This is a genomic window from Agarivorans aestuarii (assembly GCF_019670125.1).
Lineage (GTDB): Bacteria > Pseudomonadota > Gammaproteobacteria > Enterobacterales > Celerinatantimonadaceae > Agarivorans > Agarivorans aestuarii.
Window position 1 is genome coordinate 2,300,724 of record NZ_AP023033.1, and the last position, 17,842, is coordinate 2,318,565.

Consider the following 17,842-nt stretch of genomic DNA (forward strand, 5'->3'; position numbering starts at 1 on the left):
CATAATAGTCTTTGATATTATGCAGTTGCTGTTCTAATTTTAGTGTAACTAAGAATAATGGAGCAGGGCATGAGTGACTTTCTTTTCATCGATGATATCGACGAGCCTTCAGAAGAAGTTACCAAACCAACATGGAAATTACTGGTCATTGACGATGAAGCAGAAATTCATTCTGTGACCCGATTAGTATTGTCTGATGTGGAAATTGATGGTTATAAGCTCGAGTTTTTATCGGCATACAGTGCTGAAGAAGCACAACGAATGTTCGAAGAGCATAACGACATAGCCATTGCACTAGTAGACGTAGTAATGGAAACCGACCATGCAGGTTTAGAACTAGTTAGGTGGATTAGAGAGACCAAAGAGAATCACGCTACACGCCTAATTTTGCGAACCGGCCAACCAGGGCAAGCTCCTGAAGAGTCAGTGATCAAAGACTACGATATTAATGATTACAAAAGTAAAACCGAGTTAACCGCCACTAAGCTTAAAACCATTACCTATTCAGCAATTCGCTCTTATCGAGATATCTTGTTTATTGAGCGCCACCGTCAAGGCTTGATAAAGGTCATCGAGTCCACATCTTTGGTACTTAAAAGTAAAACCTTGTATCACTTTGGCTCTGCGGTGCTAAAACAATTGGTTGAGCTGTTTCAGCTCGAAAGCTCAGCTATGTACATCACAACCCTTACCGAAGATGTCCTTCGTCATCAATCTTTTAACGTACTTGCCGCCACTGGTGACTTTGTTACTAACGAGCATAACGAATACAATTTCGACCAAAGCAAAATCCCGGAAGACGTAAAACTGCTACTAAAACGTGCTTTAGAAGAAAAGAAAACTTTAGTTACCGATAACTGTTATGTCGGCTTCTACCCAACTGATAGTCGCAGTGTTAGCCTGTTGTACGTGCAACACGAAAACCCCTTAGACGATATTGAAAAAGGCCTGCTTGAAGTATTCGCCACCAATATTGCTCTTACTTTTGAAAACCTCACTATTAAAGAAGAAATTCAAGATACTCAAAAAGAGCTGATATTCATTATTGGCGATGCTATTGAACAGCGCAGTAAAGAAACCGGTTCTCATGTAAAACGGGTATCGTTAATTTGTGAGTTAATGGCCAAAAAGCTCGGTTTTGACCCAGAGTTTGTAGAAGCGTTCAAACACGCTGCGCCGCTTCATGACTTAGGTAAAATCGCTATCCCAGAGTCGATCTTGCATAAACCTGGTAAGTTAGATGCAGAAGAGTGGAAGATCATGCAAACCCACGCGCAAGTGGGTTACGACTTATTAGCAGATTCCAATAAAATCATCGCACGTTTAGGTGCCGAAATTTCTTTATGTCACCATGAAAAATGGGACGGCAGTGGGTACCCTCGCCAACTTGCTGGAGAAGATATACCTTTTGTTGGTCGTATTATGGCAATCACCGATGTATTCGATGCCTTAGGCTCTAAACGCTCTTATAAAGAGCCTTGGAGCAATGACGAGATTAAACAATTCATTATTGAACAAAAAGGCAAGCATTTCGATCCGCAACTGGTTGATATTCTTGTAAATGACTTTGATGAATTCCTCGAAATAAGAAACACTTACCCTGACTAAGTTTTTTATTGAGTTTTATCCTTAAAAGGCGCATTCTCACAGCATTATTCAGCTAAGTTCGTTGCTTAGCGTTACTGTGAGAAGGCCTTCTTTTGGCACTTAAACCTACTATCTACAAATTGCGAATATCCTTATCAGATTTAAACCGCAATTATTACGACACTATCAACCTTACTATTGCTCAGCATCCATCTGAAACTCTTGAGCGAATGATGGCGCGGACTATTGCTTATTGTTTGAATGCTGAAGCAGATTTAGAGTTCACCAAAGGGCTTAGCGAGGTTGAGCAACCAGACATTTGGCAAAAATCTTTAGAAGGTGACACCTTGCTGTGGATAGACGTAGGCGAGCCAACTCCAGAGCGAATTAAAAAAGCAACAAGATCAGCTAAGCAAGCCAAGGTATACAGTTTTAATTCAAAATCAGATACTTGGTGGCAACAAACAGAGAATAAAATCAACTTGTTAGATGCAGAAGTGTGGCAGTTTAGCTGGGATGAAATGGTTACATTAGCCAGTTTTACTCAACGTACCATGGATATGTCAGTCACTATTACCGAAGAATCTGCCTATGTAACCAGTGATGACAATGAAATAGAGATCCACTGGAAAAACTTAAAGTAATCTTTAAAGAAGGAAGCCTTTGTTTCCTTCTTATCCGCAACACTTTTTAAATTTTTTGCCACTTCCACAACTGCATGGATCATTACGCTTAGGTGTTTTTTCTACCACCTTAGTACTAGGTTTAGCAATTAACAGCTCTAGCTGCTCAATATTCTCTTCAGCTTCACTATCTACTGTTATATCCACTACCATGCGGTGTTCTGCCGCACGCTGGCTAAGCGCTATCTTACGTTCTTCGCTGTTTACTAAGAGCGGCAAAGGGTTTTCTTCGGTTCCAATTTTTGCTTCTCGCTTGGTATTAAAACCAAAACTTTCGTGCTTTGGTTTTTTCTCAATACGACCTTTAAAAAAGAACTTAGACATATACTCCCCCTCGAAACAAATTAATTAGAGCAGGCTTATACAGCAATATTTACGACAAATAAACTACTAAAGAAGCTTTTAAAGCTCACACAGGTGGGATGCGGGAACCTAGGCAAAAAAAAGCCACTTAACAAAAGTGGCAATACAAAGGCAAAACATATTCAACCAAATATTTAGGGTTGGGAGTGGCCATAGCCAACCACTCTCGAGTTGAACTGAACGCGAGAACTAGCCGTTGTTACGATTAGTTAAGTAAATTAAAGCACTTACTAACGGATTTGGTTACTGTCAAAGTTAACAGTTTGACAAATCCTGTTACCTTTACTAGCTAATGTTTGATTTGTTAATTAGCTTGGGGCGAACTAAGGTAACTAGAACATCGACATAGATCTTAGAAGTTGTAGGGTTTGCAGTAATGCTCACAAGGTCGGTCCCAAAACCACTACTAAGGAGTTGATATGGCAACGTTAAACGGTATTCCTAAAAGCTTAATTGGCTTATGCATAGGCATGGTGTCTACAGCTTGCTTAGGCTATGAGCAATGCGAAAATGATTGGATAAACAAATCTGATCAACAGTTTGCTGCAGATTGTGTCGCCATGGCTTTTGACGACGACTTGAAAGCTCGGGAACAATTTGCGTGGATGGCATTCACCAGAATTAATCAGCTGATTAAAGATAGCCATGGTGTATCTAAGTCAGACAAAGTACCGCAGTGGATGGCATGGGCCACTGATGACGACACGTTTAAAACCTTTCCAACCTTTAAGTTTACAGAAACTAATCGCGCCGATATAACCGACGTGACTTCTAAAAAAGTATTAGCTGGCGAAGTATCAATGACTGATCCTGATTCAGCCAACGAAGAGGTTACCCGTAACGCTGTTAGCTACAATTATCTCACTGAAACTGCTAAGTTAAATACCAAAGTTGGCGTATTAACTTACCTTAAAGCCGGCAACCAAGTAGACATGCCGGTTGGAACAATTGAATTAAAAGCTTCATGGCTAAAAGTTCCTCCAGGAGGTGCACCAGAAGGCGCTCTTACATTTGGTTTCGAGGATGGTGTGTATTGGTGGAGGGGAGTGCACATCATGGTTAAAATGCGCTCTTTAAAAAACAATGACGACTTATTTTATAGCGAAGAGCCTAGCTGGTTTTGGACCACATTCGAATTTAATGGTAACCCGGGCTTAGAACATGTTCGTGATCAGTTTGTCACCCAACGTGCGCCATTATCAGACAAAGAGAGAGATACGATACTTAAACAAGGTGGCATTAGTGGATTTGGTTTTGAGCACTATTCTCCTAATGGCACTCAAATACGTTACACCGAAAATGCCGAGGGCAAAGTTCCGGTAATATTGGGGCATACAGATATGGAAGACTTTGCAGGCGCACCTAATACTGCTCAGCCTAGTTATTGGGCTAGCTTCAACTCGTCTTGTCATACTTGCCACGCCACTGCAGCCATCAACCCAGAAACCGAAACTTACTTTCCGTTTTCGGTGCCCGTTGGCAAACTAACTCCTCAATACTACGGCCAGCCGTCATCAGATAAACCAAATCTATACTTAGGAGACGGTTTTGTGCCTTTAGACTTTATGTGGCCTATAGCGTTTCATGCTAAGTAATCGTGGATAAGCTTGTATGCAAAGTGGCGACGGTTAGTTTCTACTTTGCGTAAACTTAGTCTATAAACCTTGCTTTATAGAATCTCTAAATCATCCAAACACTGCTGAGCTTTATCCAGAACCTCACTACGTTGCTGCTCAGTTTTTTTGAACCAAGAACTCATTACCATTTGGGTTCTTGGATTTTTAGCCATGGTATCCTGATGTTTGTCCATAAAGTGCCAATACAAAGCATTTAGCGGGCAGGCAGTATCTTCTGTAGTTTGCTTAACTTTGTAGGCACAATCCGAGCAGTAATCGCTCATTTTATTTATGTAGTTCCCACTAGCAGCGTAAGCTTTCGAGCCAACAATACCGCCATCAGCGAATTGGCTCATACCCCTGGTATTGGGCATTTCAACCCACTCAACGGCATCGATGTATATACCTAAGTACCACTGATCAACTTCGTCTGGATGAATACCAGTTAACAAACAAAAGTTCCCTGTTACCATTAAGCGTTGAATGTGATGAGCGTAGGCAAAATCTAAGGACTGTTTTATTGCATGTCGCATACAGTTCATTTTGGTGTCTGCTGTCCAAAACCAGCTTGGTAATTCACGTTCAGCTTGTAAGGTATTGAGTGAAGCGTATTCAGGCATGTTGGCCCAGTAAATACCGCGAACAAACTCTCGCCAGCCAATTATTTGTCTTACAAAACCCTCTATTTGGTTAATGTCAATATTGCCATTACCGTTCTCATACGCATAAATGGCCGCATCAACAACCTGCTTTGGGCTAATAATTTTGGCGTTTAAAGCAAATGAGATCCGAGAATGATACAAACTCCAACCTTTATCTCCGTCGAACAGAGCGAGTTTCCCCGTCATTGCATCTTGGAACTGACCAAATCGCGGTAAGCAGACTTCACAAAAGTAGCTCAATAGTTCCAGCGATTGCTTACGGTTTACCGGCCAAAGTAAGTGGTTGTTAGCGCGTCCAATGGTTTTAATCTTATGTCTGTCTAGTCGCACTAAAATACTACTCACGTCGTTGGCAAATAACAAAGGCTCAGGCACATTCGCTAAGTCATCTGCTTTTAGCTTATTGCGATTGTTTGTGTCGTAATTCCATTTTCCACCTAGAGGCTTATCGTTAACCATCAGTACATTAAAGCGCTGGCGCATTTTTCTATAAAAGCCTTCTAAGCGATGACTTTTCCCTTTTTTGAAATAGTCTTTTATTTCTTCGTCAGCAAGGTAGAAATGTTCACTGCTATATACACCAGTAGCGATGGGAAGCGAGTTGCAAAAAGTACTTAGTTGATGTCTTAAGCGAAACTCATCGGGATATTGGTATTCAAATTTTTTTACTTTGTACTTGCGGAATAAGTAATTCAAAAGTTCTGGCAGGTCTGCAAAGTCTTCAGTGTCATCTAGGTTTAAATGTAAAGCTTGATGTCCGGATTGCTCTAAAGCCTGGCTAAACAGCTCCATTGCAGCAAAAAAGGCCGTTACTTTTTGAATGTGGTGAACGGTATAACAAGCTTCTTGTTTAAGTTCAGCAAGCACATACAAGGTGTCCGTGTCCTTTGTTTTATACCAAGAGTGATTAGCATTTAGTTGATCACCAAGTATTAAGCGTAAGGTGCGGTATTGTCTCTTTCGCCCGGTCATTCAGTCCTGTTCCTTGTGCTGTCGGATATCAATTCAAAAATCAACTTATCTACAGTTAGTCTTACGGTTAGCAGTTGATGAAGGTTCAAGCGTTATTCTAAAAGTCTTCTTAATACTTAAGCGTAGCCGCAGAAACTAGCTTGCTTTAGAAGCTTTAAAGGCCAACTAAGCTATGCTTATTGGTAGTTTTCATTATTATGCTTTGGTGACTTAGCCACCATGTAGAAGGGATTCGAAAATGGCACTTTTAGACCTAAATCTAGCGCTTAATAAGCTTGTTGAAAAAGTTGATCAAGTAGAAGGGATTGTTGTTGAACAAGGCAAGGCTAAAGCTTGGGAAGCATTAGACAATGGCGCTAAAAAATTATTAAGCAAAGTAGGTATAGATGCCTCAGAGCTTAAAAGCTTGTTTTCATTTGTCGAGCAGGTAGCCACCGACCCCTCACTCGTGTTGGCAACAGAAGAATGGAAAGTACCTTTAGCTACAGGCCTAAGTGTAAATGGCCGCATTGGCGGTCACCTAGTTATTGACCTCGTACAGCCAATAGACAGCCAACAATATAGTGAGTTTCAGCAAGTTAATATGGCTACTGTAGCGCTTGATCAAACCTTGCAATTAAACACCGGGTTAAGCGTTAACCTGCCAATCAAACTACTTAATTTGGCTAATACCAGCAACGCTCACCTTAAGTGGCAAGTAAAAGTAGTGTGCGCCGTGGCGCATGACCAAAAGCTAATTAGCTTTTTGGCTCAACTAACCAAAGAAAAGTTACCCTTGTTTTCGCTAGAAAACCTAGCAAAAACCATCAATGCGCAGTATCCAAAACATGCAGTTCAAGGCTTCATTGTTAACCAAACCAGAGCCATATCTACCTCAACCACGGCTACCTTGGGCCACGTTTGGAGCGTATCTAGCAGCAACCAAGTATTAGATATAAAACTAAACGCAAATGCTGGTGTATCGTTTAAGGCCAATTACGCCTTTAGCGGAGAATTTAAGCTAGTAGTAAAGCCCGCGGATATTGGCTTACAAATAGCTATGTACCAGGTTACCAGCAGTAGTAAGGAACAGGGCGTAAGCCTAGACGCAATGCTTAACTTAGAAGGCTTAGATAAAGTAGCCGAAGCCTACCTTACAACACCATTAGAACAGCTCGACGGTGCAGCGCAACAACTACAAACACTACTTGAAGGCTACAAAGAGCCGGGCACTTGGCTAGTTGAGCAGCTAGACGATCACTTAGCGCAAGCGCTTAGCGACCAAGATTGGAAAGACATCGCCTTACTGCTCGCCGATGGCGATAACCAAGGCATATCGGCAGAGTTAGGCGAGGTGGTTAAACAAAAGCTCTCGCTAGCCTTAAGCTTAAAACCAATGCAGTGGATGAGTAATCCTAATGATGTGTCTAAGCAAATAAGTCACTATTTACAAGAAAACACCTTTTTAAGCCCTGCGATGTTAACGCGACTAAAACTCGATGAGTTTGTTACTAAAGGCTGCAATAAGGCTAATGAAAAAGTAACCGAACAAATCGCCTCAATCGCCGAGCAAGCTCAAGGCCAAGTAAGTCCCTTGCTCAAACCGCTTAAACAAGTCAAAGACGCCAAAACCAAACTAAAAGATCAGTTAAATCAGCAACAATTAAATCAAGCCTTAAGTGACTGTGTAAGCAATTGGTTAGAGCAATACAACCAAGCGCGAACAACCCTTAGCTTAGCCATTAAAAAGGCCGGTGATCTACAGCTCGGTTTATCTTTGTATGGCACTCAAGGCAAGCAAACCACAAATGAAGCAATGCTATGTTTTAACATCCAAAAGGTTAGCGCCGCAGCATCACAACAACTTTATCAAGACCTACTACTGGGCAAGCCAATAGATTTAGACGCACTTAATACCATGAAGACAAAAGGCAATATCAGCAATTTGTCGGGGTGGTTAGTAAAAAGCTGTAAGCTACGAAAAGAAGTCGGCCTTAAATTTAACTTAGGCGACGATTTTCAGTTTTCTCAGCAGAGTGTGATTGAGAAAATAGCCAAGGCCAAAGTTGATCACACCGGTCAACTGCTTGAACTTAAGGCAGACAACGTAATTAGGCACAGTTCTAAAACTCTTAAAGAAAGCAGAAGCGCAGAGTTTGTAAGTGCCTTCGACGTATTAGCGGCGCTTAAATTTGGCGCAAGCCCCAACATTGGTATTGGTTTAAGCTTCGAAGATAAAGGGGTGATGACACCAACAGAAATGCAGCAGTTTTTAGCGCCCTTAAGCCATGAGTCACTGTCATTAATCAACAGCAAAAGTTACCTATTAGCTCTTGAACGCTTTAAAGTGCTCTACCAAAGTCAGCAGCTGTCGCGCTCAATTATCGAGTGCCAGTTAAGCTTGAGTGCCAAAGATATCCGCTGTTTAGCTGCGGCAATTCCCAGCGAAATAGAAGCCAGTGCAATAGAACTGTTGTATAACATGACATTATCTAGCACCGATAAAGACCAAATCGAAACTGCCAGCAAAGCTGGTGAGATCAATAAGCGCCAGCTAGAAGCATTTTTAGATACCGAAGTCTCAAGCTCGGCACCTTCGGGCGCTCATACCTCGCATAGTCTTCTACAAAAGAAAGTACAAACCATATTAGGCAACGCGCAGCGTCTTTCACAGTTTGTGGGTATATATAGCAAGCTAAGTACGCAAATTGAATCACTAGACAGTACCGATCCAAAAGCCTACATAAACACGGTTAACCAAGCCAATGAAGAGCTGGTTAGCGCGATGCAGTCCTTTATCAAGGTGAGAGGTTGGTTTAGTGGCTTGTTTACCGAAGCCCTTCCTAAAACCACGGTGGTATTGTTGGTTATTCTTGCCAAGTACTTTGGCAGAGACGAGCCACTGTTAAGCCCGGTTATTTCCTACGACATCAGTGGCAAAACCGAAGTGTTGTAAACAACTAGCCGTGCAAGCAACAAGATTGCACGGCTAGTTAAGTTACTAGCTTTGTTACATCCCCAAATAGCCACGTATGTGGTCGCCGAAAGGTTGGTAAACCTTATCGTCTGTCCAATATTGGGTATGGCTCCAAGGCGTATTACCACTAATAATCCCGCCAACTTGCACACACTTATCTACCACAAACTGGTAACTTGGGCCTAAGTCATTAAGCGGCCAACCTAACCAATCATCGGCATCAAAATAGTTAAGCCAGCTAAACTGGGGATTAGGTTTATCAAAACACTGCCGCTGGGTTAAACCACCCAAAAACAAAGGGATATTACAGCCAGTAGTAAACAGCAGTTTTTATCGGCTACCTTTTAGGTAAGCAATTTTGTCATCATCAATGTTAGTTAAAAAGTCATTGTGGTTAATATCCCAAACCTTAGCGTTATTTCTATTTAGCGCATCCCAAAAGTAGTTAGAAACCACCTGTGCGCCAAGGCTATGGCAAATGATCAACACCGGCACGTCTAAGTTAAAGCCGCAGTCATCCATACCCTTAAACATGGCAGCCTGTATGGCCTTAACGATATTCATGTACTCTTCGGTTTGCCGGCGCCCAGCCACTTCTAAGCTTGTAGCATCGGCAAAGGAGTTCATAAAAAAGCGCCGGCCAAAGTTAGATATAGTGCTAAATTGATTGTGATATTTATCCCAAATGTCACTCATCAATTGGTCTTGCGGGGCTTGTAAGGCCGAGTAGTATTTAGCGCGCTGTAACGACACCTTGTTCATTACATCTACGCCAAGGTAAGCGGTCAGTTTTTGTTCTAATCCATCGGCAAAGTTGGGTTTACGTTGCCCCATGCCATGCACTGCTAAAACAATAAGCTCTTTCATAACCGTATCCTCTAGGGAAGTTGTTAAGGATTTAAGAGGCAGCTGAACAGCGTATTTAGTAAAACTCAGCCTTTAAATTTTAGTTCATCCAAAGGAAGTTAAAACCCTATTCAAAATTAATATGCCTAAGGTCAGTTATTGATTGAGCATTGCAAAGCTCTTGTATAAGGGCCATGGCCAGTTTAAAGGATTGACCATTATCAGCACAGGTCTGTATGACCTAGTGCGAAAAGGATAGGGCGCTTATGCTCGGCACAACTAACGAAATTGCATTCTCACAAGATGCACCTTTAAAGGTGGTCATTGATGTGGGTTCGCAACTGATTATTTTAACTATCGTGATTGTCACTGCGCTAATCGTGCTTGGCAAAGTGACTAAGGGCTAGGGCATGTTTCAAACACTTGGCGAGATAGGCTTTGCGCCGGTTGAGGTGCTAATAGCTGCGTCACTTATCTTAAATTGGCGTTTGTTATCCCGCATGGATAAACGCCTATACAAACATGAATGGCAGCAAGAGCTAGCCACCAAGAAGAAACGCAGCACCAAACGGAAAACCAGCCGCAAGAAAGCGTTTAAGTTGTTTAAATAAAAAAGCCCGCATAAGCGGGTTTTGTTTGATTAAAGTGTAATTTTACCAAATGTAATCAAGGCAAAGGTACAAAAAAACGGAACTAGCTAAAAGATAAGGTAACACATAATCGCTAAAGCAGGCTTGTTGATAACAAAACGAAAGTGCACCTTTTAATCTGAAAAAAGTTAATTTAACTATGCTAAACCTAATTTCTACCTTAAACTTTTCGGTAAACCAGCGATTATCTCTACCTTCTTGCTCATCTACAGTTTCTATCTCCCCTTCATAAACCACGGCAAAGAAGCGTTTGTAGCTTAAAATGAGGTTGTCGCCATGAACAAAATTACTTAACGTTGTTTTTTCTATGTTTGGGTAAGATTCAAGAAATACTTTTTCTATATAGTCTTTAGTGTGTAGATTTATGCATCTTGAGTAAATCGTTGATACTAAGCACGGCGCATCTTGCTTTTGATACTGATAAAACCTCCACCCAAAGTAAATCCAAAACAGTAAGATCAGGGTGAAAACTGAGTGAGAATCACCCAATTCAATTTTTAAACCGAAAATTGATAACTCTTTTATCTTGATTCCTAAGTGGATATAGCAAGCAACTAAGATACTAAATAGCAGAAAATTCCTACGCTGTCGTATCAAACCATCAGACATCTTTACGTCCACGAATACCTCTAAGCTTCAAAAAAAGAAGGGGTGCATGTTTTTGCCATTTTTATTCCTTCCACTTAGCAAGCGCATAGGCTTGGCAGGAAGTTATAACTGTTATTTCATTTCTTCCCATGGAAATTCTTATGCGCTGCTCGTTGATTTGCTCTATTTCTTTTCCAACACTGTCTGAATGCTCCCAAGCGATTGAAGTTAGTTGACCTTTGCATGAAGTAGCTAGAGAGTCACTTTCTGGAATAAATTGGTAACGAGAATAAAAAACGGTAATCCCAAAACCTTTTTCGTTGTCTTCTATACCATACTCAGTGTGATCATCGTATGTAGAGAGAGGTATGTTTGTATGACTCACAGGTCTAGCGCAACCTAACATTAATAAGACAAGCGCTGATACTAGATATAACTTCATGTGTGTTCCTAATTTTAATTTTGCAAATATAATAATATTATCAGTATTCTATGTGTAGTGTTATCAGAGGATTAGTAAATGCCGCTAATACCATTTATCGGCCATACCATTTTTCGATGACCATTAATTTAAGGAGTGCGGCGAGGTGAAAATTGTTATTAAGGTGCTGCTCATAATGCTTGCACTCGTGATTGTGTTTCTTTATGTCATGGGAGGTGAGGAGCCCACTACCAATGCAAAAACCTACAAACACGAGAACTATAATGGGCTATATCCTATCTCATACTCCAGTGATTCCAGCCTTTGTGGTGAGGTCGGGTATCAATTCAAGCTAATACATCAAAACGATGGGCTGAGTGATACTTCTAAGATGCATAAAAGTAACTGTAAAGATTTGGGCGGAGGTGATCTTGAGGGGTACATTTTCCCTAAAGCCCGACCAAATATGAGGGTGTTTTGGCAATTTAAGAATGGAAGAGTTAATTACAAATGAATAATAGAGGCGCGGAATGCGCCTTTTTTGTTACCTAATATTTAAAACGTTAGGTTGCTTATCTACCCAGTAAGGCACAGGCGCAGAGCGCCTATTGTTAAGCCATTTCTGAACACGTTCATATTGTGGTAAATCAAAAGCCTGACAAATCGCATTAAGCTGTTCTGGCTTTAAGCATTGTCCGGTAGGCGTATATAGAAGCCCGTTAAAGATTCGAAAATCTTCCTAACCTAAAGAGCATGGTAAAAATCCGCTAGCTGCAACGTCCATTAAGCGCTTTGCGGTGTTGGGAGCTTGATTCTTTTTTATACCAATCACGAGCAGTGCGCTCGGGTATGCCAAAGTAATCGGCCACTTGAGCCGGTGAGTCGAAATAGTTTTTTAAGTCTGTGCCGTTAAATGTTGGATGCAGTTGGCTATTTACATATGCAAAACTCCTCATACGGGGCTTGGAGAGTGCGGCAATTGCAGTATTGTTAGCAATTGATTTATATGGATACCAATATATTCAATTTAACATAATATACATTATGCGTCTTATGGGTGAGTTTTTAGTAATCCACACAAGTTTGCCTGTAATGCCGCGTAAGAATTGCAATTACTTTAAGTGATCCAAAGGCTTATGTTCAGCAGACTGATGGCGTTCTACGCGTGATGTATGCAAATACTGGGATGTGGTGTCGATACTATCGTGGCCAGCGTCGGCTTGCACATGTGATAACGGTCGACCCACTAAGTTTATGTCGTGAGAAATTCCGGTGTGTCTAATGCTGTGTGGTGTTAATTGGCGAATTTCATTGGCGTCTTGTTTAAAACCGTCTGCCTCGGCAAGCTTAGCGGCTTGTTCAATGAGAATGTAGATTTGCTCTCTTAATTGGCGAATACCAAGATTGGCATTAAGTAGTCCGGAGTCTCTACCTCGGCCAGCTGCTCGGTGCCTTACAAACAATGGCGTTTTCTCATTGGGTGTTGGCAAAGGCATTAGTTGTAAAAAGCGTCGATAACGCTGCAAGGCTTCTAGCAATTGTTTAGACACTGCAACAGTTCGTTTTTTACCGCCTTTGCTGCGCGGTATATAAAAGCCCCATACAGAGGTTTTAGTATCACGTTTAAATTGTCCCATTATCGGAGAAAAACCAGGCCTTGCGGCTACTTCGGATATTCGCAAATAGCAGCTGTACATAAGGCTAACTAAAAACAAAATGCGCTCGTTATCCTCTGGCGTTTGTTTAGCTAATTGATTAGCTGCGCTCATAACGTAAGACCACTGTAAGTCACTAAAGGATTTGATGTCTTCTAGGTCTTCGCCACTAATGGTGTGCTGGCTGCTAGCTTTAAATCGACCATTTTTCATTAAGGCCATGGCTGGGTTACGCTCGGTATATTCTTCGTTAATTAAGTAGGCATAAAACGAAGATAAAACGGCTAACTTGGTCTTTAGTGCTTTGTCGCTAATTTGGTAAGGCTGTTCTATACCGTCTATTTTTTTGCCTAAAAACGGCCGCCATTGTGGATTTGGCACACGTTCTTTTAACTGTTTGTCGACAACAAATTGGGCAACATTACGATAAGCGATTAGCTCTAGCGGTGGCTTGCAGCAGTAATCCAAATATTTACTTAGTACCCGTCGCGTTACCAAAGATAAGGAAATTTGCTCAACGGTATAAGTCCAATGTAAAAAGCTGGTGAGTTCGCTTCGATAGGTTTTATAATTGTTCTCGCTATGACGCTGCTCTAGCAACCAATCTACTGCGTATTCATAAACAAACCCTGCATCGCTAACCGCACTTAAGGTGATTTCTGCTAGATGTTGGTTAACGATTGCATTGCCGTCTTCAAGATATTGCAGGGAATCAAACAGTGGAATGGCTGGCGGTAGTATTAGCATGGGTGAAGTTAAGCTACTGAATAATATTGATATTATAACCCAAAAAGCAATTGCCGATAAATAGCATTATCGGCAATAAAGGATTAAATTGTTTACTCTATAAATGTAAAACCTAAGCCAAACTTACTGCTATAATAAGCGATTGGCTAACAGGCCCTGAATGATGAATGCTCGATGTGAGCCTTAGGATTTACAATGAATTTAAAAAATGAACTTCAATCAATTCACAACAAATTAGATACGGCAAAACGTAAGTTAGATGCCGCCCACGAACGTGGTGACACAGTGATGATTAATCAGTTCAATACTACTATTACCGCACTAACAAAAAAGCTAAAAAGTGTAAAAGCTCAGCAAACCAAAAAAATCAGCCAACAAGGCGGTGATGTTAAGTCCCTTCCCTTTAACCGCGTGCTGACTAAACAAGAACAAGCAGATATGGGTAAGTTAAAGAAGTCGGTTAAAGGTTTGGTGGTAGTACACCCAATGACAGCCTTAGGCCGTGAAATGGGCATTAAAGAAGTTACCGGATTTGCACCAAAAGAGTTTTAATTGTTTGGGCAAAGTGCTCGCTTTGCCCTACTCCTTTTTATGCTAATACTGAGCCACAAAGTTTGCCGGAATGTGACCAACGAACTTGCCGTCGTTGTCGTAGTCAAACCCGCCTACTCTTCACCTTGTTTGTACCATTGTTGAATGAGCCTAGTTGCGTTAGTTGGAACCTCTTTGAACGCCAAAGCATAGGCAATGAAGCTACAACTAAACTAATTGTTACAAGCTGCATCATGCTAAGCCACTAATAAAAAAGCCAGCTTAGCGCTGGCTATTAAATTGTGGTTGTAATTTCTAGTTTAAATCACCATCTTGCCAAAACTTAGTGCCTTTAATGGTGGCTTCTAAAGACAGCCCGGCTTCAGTTAACTGATAAATTTCTACATCACCAATAGCGCCTTCTACTTCGGCAGACCCCCCTTTATCACCTGCGGTTGCGGCTGCATCCGCTTGGGCGCCAAATAACCAGCCACTCTCTACAAACTTGTCGAAGGCTTCCCGAGTTTTGAAAATCATTAATGCACGAAAATCTTTTACACCTAAACCAAAACCTACTCCGGCTTCGCCCATTTTCATATAGGTTCTCTTACCCGAGGCGTTATCGACTGCTATGCCGGTTCCGCCGCCAGCTGAAATAACAAACAAATTAACCCCCACATTGCTGAATACTGCATAGCCAACACCACTGGACATTTTGCCCGATATATCGGGCTTTTCTTGTTTAAATTTAGCGATGGTCTCGTTCGCTGATTTATTGTATTCAGCCCGGTCTTCCTCTACACCTGCAAAGCTAAAGCTACTAATAAACAATAAGGTGATACTTAAAGCTGTGAGTAGGTTTTTCATCGTAGTTCCTCGTTATCCGATTTAAACTAATTTGAGAGTGGCAGTGCCACAGTAATTGTAGTGGTATTGTCTTTATCGCTGGTACGCATACTTACTTCGCCATTTTGCGCATCGCTAAGTAGGCTAACTGAATAAGTGCCTAAGCCAGTGCCGGTATCTTTTCCAGACGTAACATACTTTTCCCAAAAGTTTTCTCTAATGGCTTCGGGCACTGCGCCAACATTCTCAGTAGTTACCTGGACCTTTTGATCTACTACGTTAATTGATACCGAAACTCGACTGCGGCTAGGCGCTGCTTCACAGGCGTTTTTAAGCAGATTAAAAAACAGCGAATAACTTAAGGACTGGTCACCCAAGGCTAATACTTCGTTACCTGGATCTTCTTCTTCAGGTTCTAAGTACATTAATAGTTGCTTGGTGCTAAAGGTTTTCCTTACTACGGTTAACATTTTCTTAAGCATTAAGTGCACAGAAAATGGCTTAGCCTTAAGTTCAAAGCGGCCTTGTTCGATTTTATATAACTCGGTTGATAGGTTAATCATGTTGAGTAATTGCATAGACAGTTCGTCTATCATCACTGAGCTTTCGTTAATACTAGCAGTTGCCTGACGATCGGTTTTTATTTGTTCAGCTAAGGCAACGATACCGGCAATTGGCCCCTTTAAATCGTGCCTTAACAACTGATCCACACTGTTTTTTAGCTTCTCTTTTTCGATTAGATTATCTAAATCACTTTGTAGGTGTTTATGTAGATCGACTGATCGCAGATGATTGCGTACTCTAAGTTTAAGCAATTCGGGTTGTATAGGTTTTGTGATGTAGTCTATGGCTCCACCTTCTAAGCCTTTAGTTTGGTCACCAATCTCGGTTAAGGCGGTAACAAAAATAACCGGAATGTGTTGAGAGTTAGGATGTTGGCGGAGCTTTTCTAACACTTCATAGCCATCCATTTCTGGCATCATTACATCAAGTAATACAAGATCTGGTGGCGTTTCAGAGCAACAGATCTCTAACGCCTTTTTGCCGGTTTTAGTGAGCAGTACCCGGTAATCATCACGTAATAAGCCACCTAATAAGGTGAGATTTTCTGGTGTATCGTCAACAACTAATACTGTGTTTTGTTTTGACGCAGCTAAAGATGTTGCTACTACCGGTTCCGGTACAGGAAGCTCTTCTAACTCAGGTTCGTCATTGCTGGCTAAGGATTGACGGTTTCTCACATCACCTTTTGCTGCTTGCTGCAATCTAGATTGCAACAAAGCGGTGGTGAAAGGCTTGATAATAAGGTCGGTGACACCTTGGCTAATGGCTTCAGAAACTCTGTCTCGCTCTGCTTCTGCGGTAATCATAATAAACGGAATATGCCGCCATGTTTCTGATTGTCTAACTGTTTTAAGAAACTCGATGCCGCTCATGACCGGCATATTCCAATCAGACAGTATTAGGTCTACATGGCGCTTTTTTAATACATTTAGCGCTTGCGCTCCGTTTTCTGCCTGTATTACTTGGCCGATGCCAAAGCGACGTAATTGCTCATAGGTGATTTTTCTTATTGGTGCCATATCGTCTACGATTAGCACTGTGAGTTTTTTTAATTGCATGTAAACGCGTATCCTTCCCGCCAGGCCATTTATTCTTCTAGTGACTCTTTAAATCGTTCTTTTACTTCTAGTATTTCGGGAAGTGCTTCTATAAACAATGGCACTAATCTCGGGTCGAAATGGCTACCCGCTTCACTTTCTAACAGCTCGATGGCTTTTTCTACTGGCCACGCTTTTTTGTATGGACGTTCGCAAGTGAGTGCATCAAATACATCGGCAATGGCAACAATGCGCCCCTCGATGGGAATATCTTCTCCGGAAAGCCCATTAGGGTATCCTTTGCCGTTCCATTTCTCGTGGTGGGTTAATGCGACTGTTCTAGCAAGCTCGAGTAATTCTGAGCTATCTCCTTCGCCAAGGATTTCACCACCGATTACTGCATGACTTTGCATGATGTCCCATTCTTCGGCATCTAATTTACCGGGTTTTTGAAGTACTCGGTCAGGAATACCGATTTTGCCGATATCATGCATGGGCGCAGCATTCATCAAAATGTCGGCGTCTGCTTCGCTCATTCCTGCAGCTAAACCAAGAATGCGCGAGTAATAACTCATGCGAATAACGTGCATGCCGGTTTCGTTGTCTTTGTACTCGGCGGCTCGACCTAAGCGTTGAATGATTTGTAAACGGGTGGTGTTAATTACGTCGGTTTGTTCTTTTACCTTGCGGTCTAACTCGCGATTTTGATTGTACAAAGCGAGTTGGGTTTTCACCCTCACTTTTACTACTGGAGGGCTTACCGGCTTAGTTATGTAGTCAACAGCGCCAAGCTCTAGACCTCTTAATTCGTCGGCTGGGCTTATTTTTGCAGTAACAAAAATAACCGGAATATGGCGAGTGCTTAAGTCTTCTTTTAGGCGTCGGCAAACCTCGAAGCCATCTATGCCTGGCATCATAATATCTAGCAGTATTAGGTCGGGTTTATTGGCTTTAGCAACAATCTTTAATGCCATATCACCATTGCGTGCCACTTGCAGCTTGTAATCATTTCGCAGAATGCCTGCCAATACGTCGATGTTCTCTGGGGTATCGTCCACAATGAGAACAGTGGCCCTGTTTTCCATAAAATATCCTTGCTTACCAATCCATCGATAAAA

At 41.6% G+C, this 17,842-nt stretch carries 18 protein-coding genes; 7 read left to right on the forward strand and 11 right to left on the reverse strand.

The annotated features are described in order from the left end of the window. Nucleotides 1–69: 69 nt before the first annotated feature. The gene (locus K5609_RS10725; RefSeq protein ID WP_221077129.1) at nucleotides 70–1,608 is read left to right on the forward strand and encodes a DUF3369 domain-containing protein; all 1,539 of its coding nucleotides are present in this window, start codon (nucleotides 70–72) and stop codon (nucleotides 1,606–1,608) included. Between the two features lie 92 nt (nucleotides 1,609–1,700). After that, nucleotides 1,701–2,231 carry a YaeQ family protein gene (locus K5609_RS10730; RefSeq protein ID WP_221077130.1) on the forward strand — a complete coding sequence of 177 codons (531 nt, stop codon included), beginning with the start codon at nucleotides 1,701–1,703 and terminating at the stop codon, nucleotides 2,229–2,231. Between the two features lie 30 nt (nucleotides 2,232–2,261). Here K5609_RS10730 and K5609_RS10735 read toward each other — a convergent pair whose 3' ends face one another. Further along, complete coding sequence (locus K5609_RS10735) at nucleotides 2,262–2,594, reverse strand: PBPRA1643 family SWIM/SEC-C metal-binding motif protein (RefSeq protein ID WP_221077131.1); 333 nt, start codon at nucleotides 2,592–2,594, stop codon at nucleotides 2,262–2,264. A gap of 458 nt (nucleotides 2,595–3,052) precedes the next feature. Between K5609_RS10735 and K5609_RS10740 the strand changes: the two genes are divergently transcribed. Continuing rightward, nucleotides 3,053–4,228 (forward strand): hypothetical protein, encoded by a 1,176-nt coding sequence (locus K5609_RS10740; RefSeq protein ID WP_221077132.1) that lies wholly within the window; start codon nucleotides 3,053–3,055, stop codon nucleotides 4,226–4,228. Nucleotides 4,229–4,302: 74 nt separating this feature from the next. Here K5609_RS10740 and K5609_RS10745 read toward each other — a convergent pair whose 3' ends face one another. Then, nucleotides 4,303–5,883: a cryptochrome/photolyase family protein gene (locus K5609_RS10745; RefSeq protein WP_221077133.1), complete on the reverse strand. Its 1,581-nt coding sequence runs from the start codon at nucleotides 5,881–5,883 to the stop codon at nucleotides 4,303–4,305. A 238-nt stretch (nucleotides 5,884–6,121) separates the two neighbouring features. Here K5609_RS10745 and K5609_RS10750 point away from each other — a divergent pair, with 238 nt between their 5' ends. Continuing rightward, nucleotides 6,122–8,818 (forward strand): hypothetical protein, encoded by a 2,697-nt coding sequence (locus K5609_RS10750; RefSeq protein ID WP_221077134.1) that lies wholly within the window; start codon nucleotides 6,122–6,124, stop codon nucleotides 8,816–8,818. A 54-nt stretch (nucleotides 8,819–8,872) separates the two neighbouring features. Here the strand turns inward: K5609_RS10750 and K5609_RS10755 are convergent, their stop codons facing one another. Together K5609_RS10755 and K5609_RS10760 are read right to left on the reverse strand one after the other, a co-directional pair. Continuing rightward, nucleotides 8,873–9,130, reverse strand: coding sequence for a hypothetical protein (locus K5609_RS10755; protein ID WP_221077135.1), 258 nt, complete (start codon nucleotides 9,128–9,130; stop codon nucleotides 8,873–8,875). Between the two features lie 39 nt (nucleotides 9,131–9,169). Further along, nucleotides 9,170–9,706 (reverse strand): hypothetical protein, encoded by a 537-nt coding sequence (locus K5609_RS10760; RefSeq protein ID WP_221077136.1) that lies wholly within the window; start codon nucleotides 9,704–9,706, stop codon nucleotides 9,170–9,172. A gap of 245 nt (nucleotides 9,707–9,951) precedes the next feature. On the opposite strand from K5609_RS10760, the gene K5609_RS10765 reads away from it, so the two are divergent. Together K5609_RS10765 and K5609_RS10770 are read left to right on the forward strand one after the other, a co-directional pair. Continuing rightward, the gene (locus K5609_RS10765) at nucleotides 9,952–10,092 is read left to right on the forward strand and encodes a hypothetical protein (protein ID WP_221077137.1); all 141 of its coding nucleotides are present in this window, start codon (nucleotides 9,952–9,954) and stop codon (nucleotides 10,090–10,092) included. Nucleotides 10,093–10,095: 3 nt separating this feature from the next. Continuing rightward, entirely contained in the window at nucleotides 10,096–10,296 is a 201-nt protein-coding gene (locus K5609_RS10770) for a hypothetical protein (protein ID WP_221077138.1), read from the forward strand. Between the two features lie 42 nt (nucleotides 10,297–10,338). Here the strand turns inward: K5609_RS10770 and K5609_RS10775 are convergent, their stop codons facing one another. The 4 genes from K5609_RS10775 to K5609_RS10790 all read right to left on the reverse strand — a co-directional run bounded on the left by K5609_RS10775 (nucleotide 10,339) and on the right by K5609_RS10790 (nucleotide 13,746). Continuing rightward, complete coding sequence (locus K5609_RS10775) at nucleotides 10,339–10,944, reverse strand: hypothetical protein (RefSeq protein WP_221077139.1); 606 nt, start codon at nucleotides 10,942–10,944, stop codon at nucleotides 10,339–10,341. A 61-nt stretch (nucleotides 10,945–11,005) separates the two neighbouring features. After that, nucleotides 11,006–11,365 (reverse strand): hypothetical protein, encoded by a 360-nt coding sequence (locus K5609_RS10780; protein WP_221077140.1) that lies wholly within the window; start codon nucleotides 11,363–11,365, stop codon nucleotides 11,006–11,008. Nucleotides 11,366–12,111: 746 nt separating this feature from the next. Beyond that, nucleotides 12,112–12,300 (reverse strand): hypothetical protein, encoded by a 189-nt coding sequence (locus K5609_RS10785; protein WP_221077141.1) that lies wholly within the window; start codon nucleotides 12,298–12,300, stop codon nucleotides 12,112–12,114. Nucleotides 12,301–12,456: 156 nt separating this feature from the next. Next, nucleotides 12,457–13,746, reverse strand: coding sequence for a tyrosine-type recombinase/integrase (locus K5609_RS10790; protein ID WP_221077142.1), 1,290 nt, complete (start codon nucleotides 13,744–13,746; stop codon nucleotides 12,457–12,459). A 195-nt stretch (nucleotides 13,747–13,941) separates the two neighbouring features. On the opposite strand from K5609_RS10790, the gene K5609_RS10795 reads away from it, so the two are divergent. After that, nucleotides 13,942–14,298, forward strand: coding sequence for a YibL family ribosome-associated protein (locus tag K5609_RS10795; RefSeq protein WP_221077143.1), 357 nt, complete (start codon nucleotides 13,942–13,944; stop codon nucleotides 14,296–14,298). Nucleotides 14,299–14,592: 294 nt separating this feature from the next. Here the strand turns inward: K5609_RS10795 and K5609_RS10800 are convergent, their stop codons facing one another. From K5609_RS10800 to K5609_RS10810, 3 genes are read right to left on the reverse strand one after another with little or no spacing between them, the layout of a single operon-like run. Next, nucleotides 14,593–15,144: a lipid-binding SYLF domain-containing protein gene (locus K5609_RS10800; RefSeq protein ID WP_221077144.1), complete on the reverse strand. Its 552-nt coding sequence runs from the start codon at nucleotides 15,142–15,144 to the stop codon at nucleotides 14,593–14,595. Between the two features lie 26 nt (nucleotides 15,145–15,170). Further along, nucleotides 15,171–16,745 carry an ATP-binding response regulator gene (locus tag K5609_RS10805; RefSeq protein ID WP_221077145.1) on the reverse strand — a complete coding sequence of 525 codons (1,575 nt, stop codon included), beginning with the start codon at nucleotides 16,743–16,745 and terminating at the stop codon, nucleotides 15,171–15,173. Nucleotides 16,746–16,774: 29 nt separating this feature from the next. Beyond that, entirely contained in the window at nucleotides 16,775–17,809 is a 1,035-nt protein-coding gene (locus K5609_RS10810) for an HD-GYP domain-containing protein (protein WP_221077146.1), read from the reverse strand. Nucleotides 17,810–17,842: the final 33 nt, after the last annotated feature.

What these genes read in the sequence shown, in the direction of transcription:
- K5609_RS10725 (WP_221077129.1), top strand. Translation starts at nt 70, where the DNA reads ATGAGTGACTTTCTTTTCATCGATGATATCGACGAGCCTTCAGAAGAA.
- K5609_RS10735 (WP_221077131.1), bottom strand. Translation starts at nt 2,594, where the DNA reads ATGTCTAAGTTCTTTTTTAAAGGTCGTATTGAGAAAAAACCAAAGCAC.
- K5609_RS10740 (WP_221077132.1), top strand. Translation starts at nt 3,053, where the DNA reads ATGGCAACGTTAAACGGTATTCCTAAAAGCTTAATTGGCTTATGCATA.
- K5609_RS10745 (WP_221077133.1), bottom strand. Translation starts at nt 5,883, where the DNA reads ATGACCGGGCGAAAGAGACAATACCGCACCTTACGCTTAATACTTGGT.
- K5609_RS10750 (WP_221077134.1), top strand. Translation starts at nt 6,122, where the DNA reads ATGGCACTTTTAGACCTAAATCTAGCGCTTAATAAGCTTGTTGAAAAA.
- K5609_RS10760 (WP_221077136.1), bottom strand. Translation starts at nt 9,706, where the DNA reads ATGAAAGAGCTTATTGTTTTAGCAGTGCATGGCATGGGGCAACGTAAA.
- K5609_RS10765 (WP_221077137.1), top strand. Translation starts at nt 9,952, where the DNA reads ATGCTCGGCACAACTAACGAAATTGCATTCTCACAAGATGCACCTTTA.
- K5609_RS10770 (WP_221077138.1), top strand. Translation starts at nt 10,096, where the DNA reads ATGTTTCAAACACTTGGCGAGATAGGCTTTGCGCCGGTTGAGGTGCTA.
- K5609_RS10775 (WP_221077139.1), bottom strand. Translation starts at nt 10,944, where the DNA reads ATGTCTGATGGTTTGATACGACAGCGTAGGAATTTTCTGCTATTTAGT.
- K5609_RS10780 (WP_221077140.1), bottom strand. Translation starts at nt 11,365, where the DNA reads ATGAAGTTATATCTAGTATCAGCGCTTGTCTTATTAATGTTAGGTTGC.
- K5609_RS10785 (WP_221077141.1), bottom strand. Translation starts at nt 12,300, where the DNA reads ATGAGGAGTTTTGCATATGTAAATAGCCAACTGCATCCAACATTTAAC.
- K5609_RS10790 (WP_221077142.1), bottom strand. Translation starts at nt 13,746, where the DNA reads ATGCTAATACTACCGCCAGCCATTCCACTGTTTGATTCCCTGCAATAT.
- K5609_RS10795 (WP_221077143.1), top strand. Translation starts at nt 13,942, where the DNA reads ATGAATTTAAAAAATGAACTTCAATCAATTCACAACAAATTAGATACG.
- K5609_RS10800 (WP_221077144.1), bottom strand. Translation starts at nt 15,144, where the DNA reads ATGAAAAACCTACTCACAGCTTTAAGTATCACCTTATTGTTTATTAGT.
- K5609_RS10805 (WP_221077145.1), bottom strand. Translation starts at nt 16,745, where the DNA reads ATGCAATTAAAAAAACTCACAGTGCTAATCGTAGACGATATGGCACCA.
- K5609_RS10810 (WP_221077146.1), bottom strand. Translation starts at nt 17,809, where the DNA reads ATGGAAAACAGGGCCACTGTTCTCATTGTGGACGATACCCCAGAGAAC.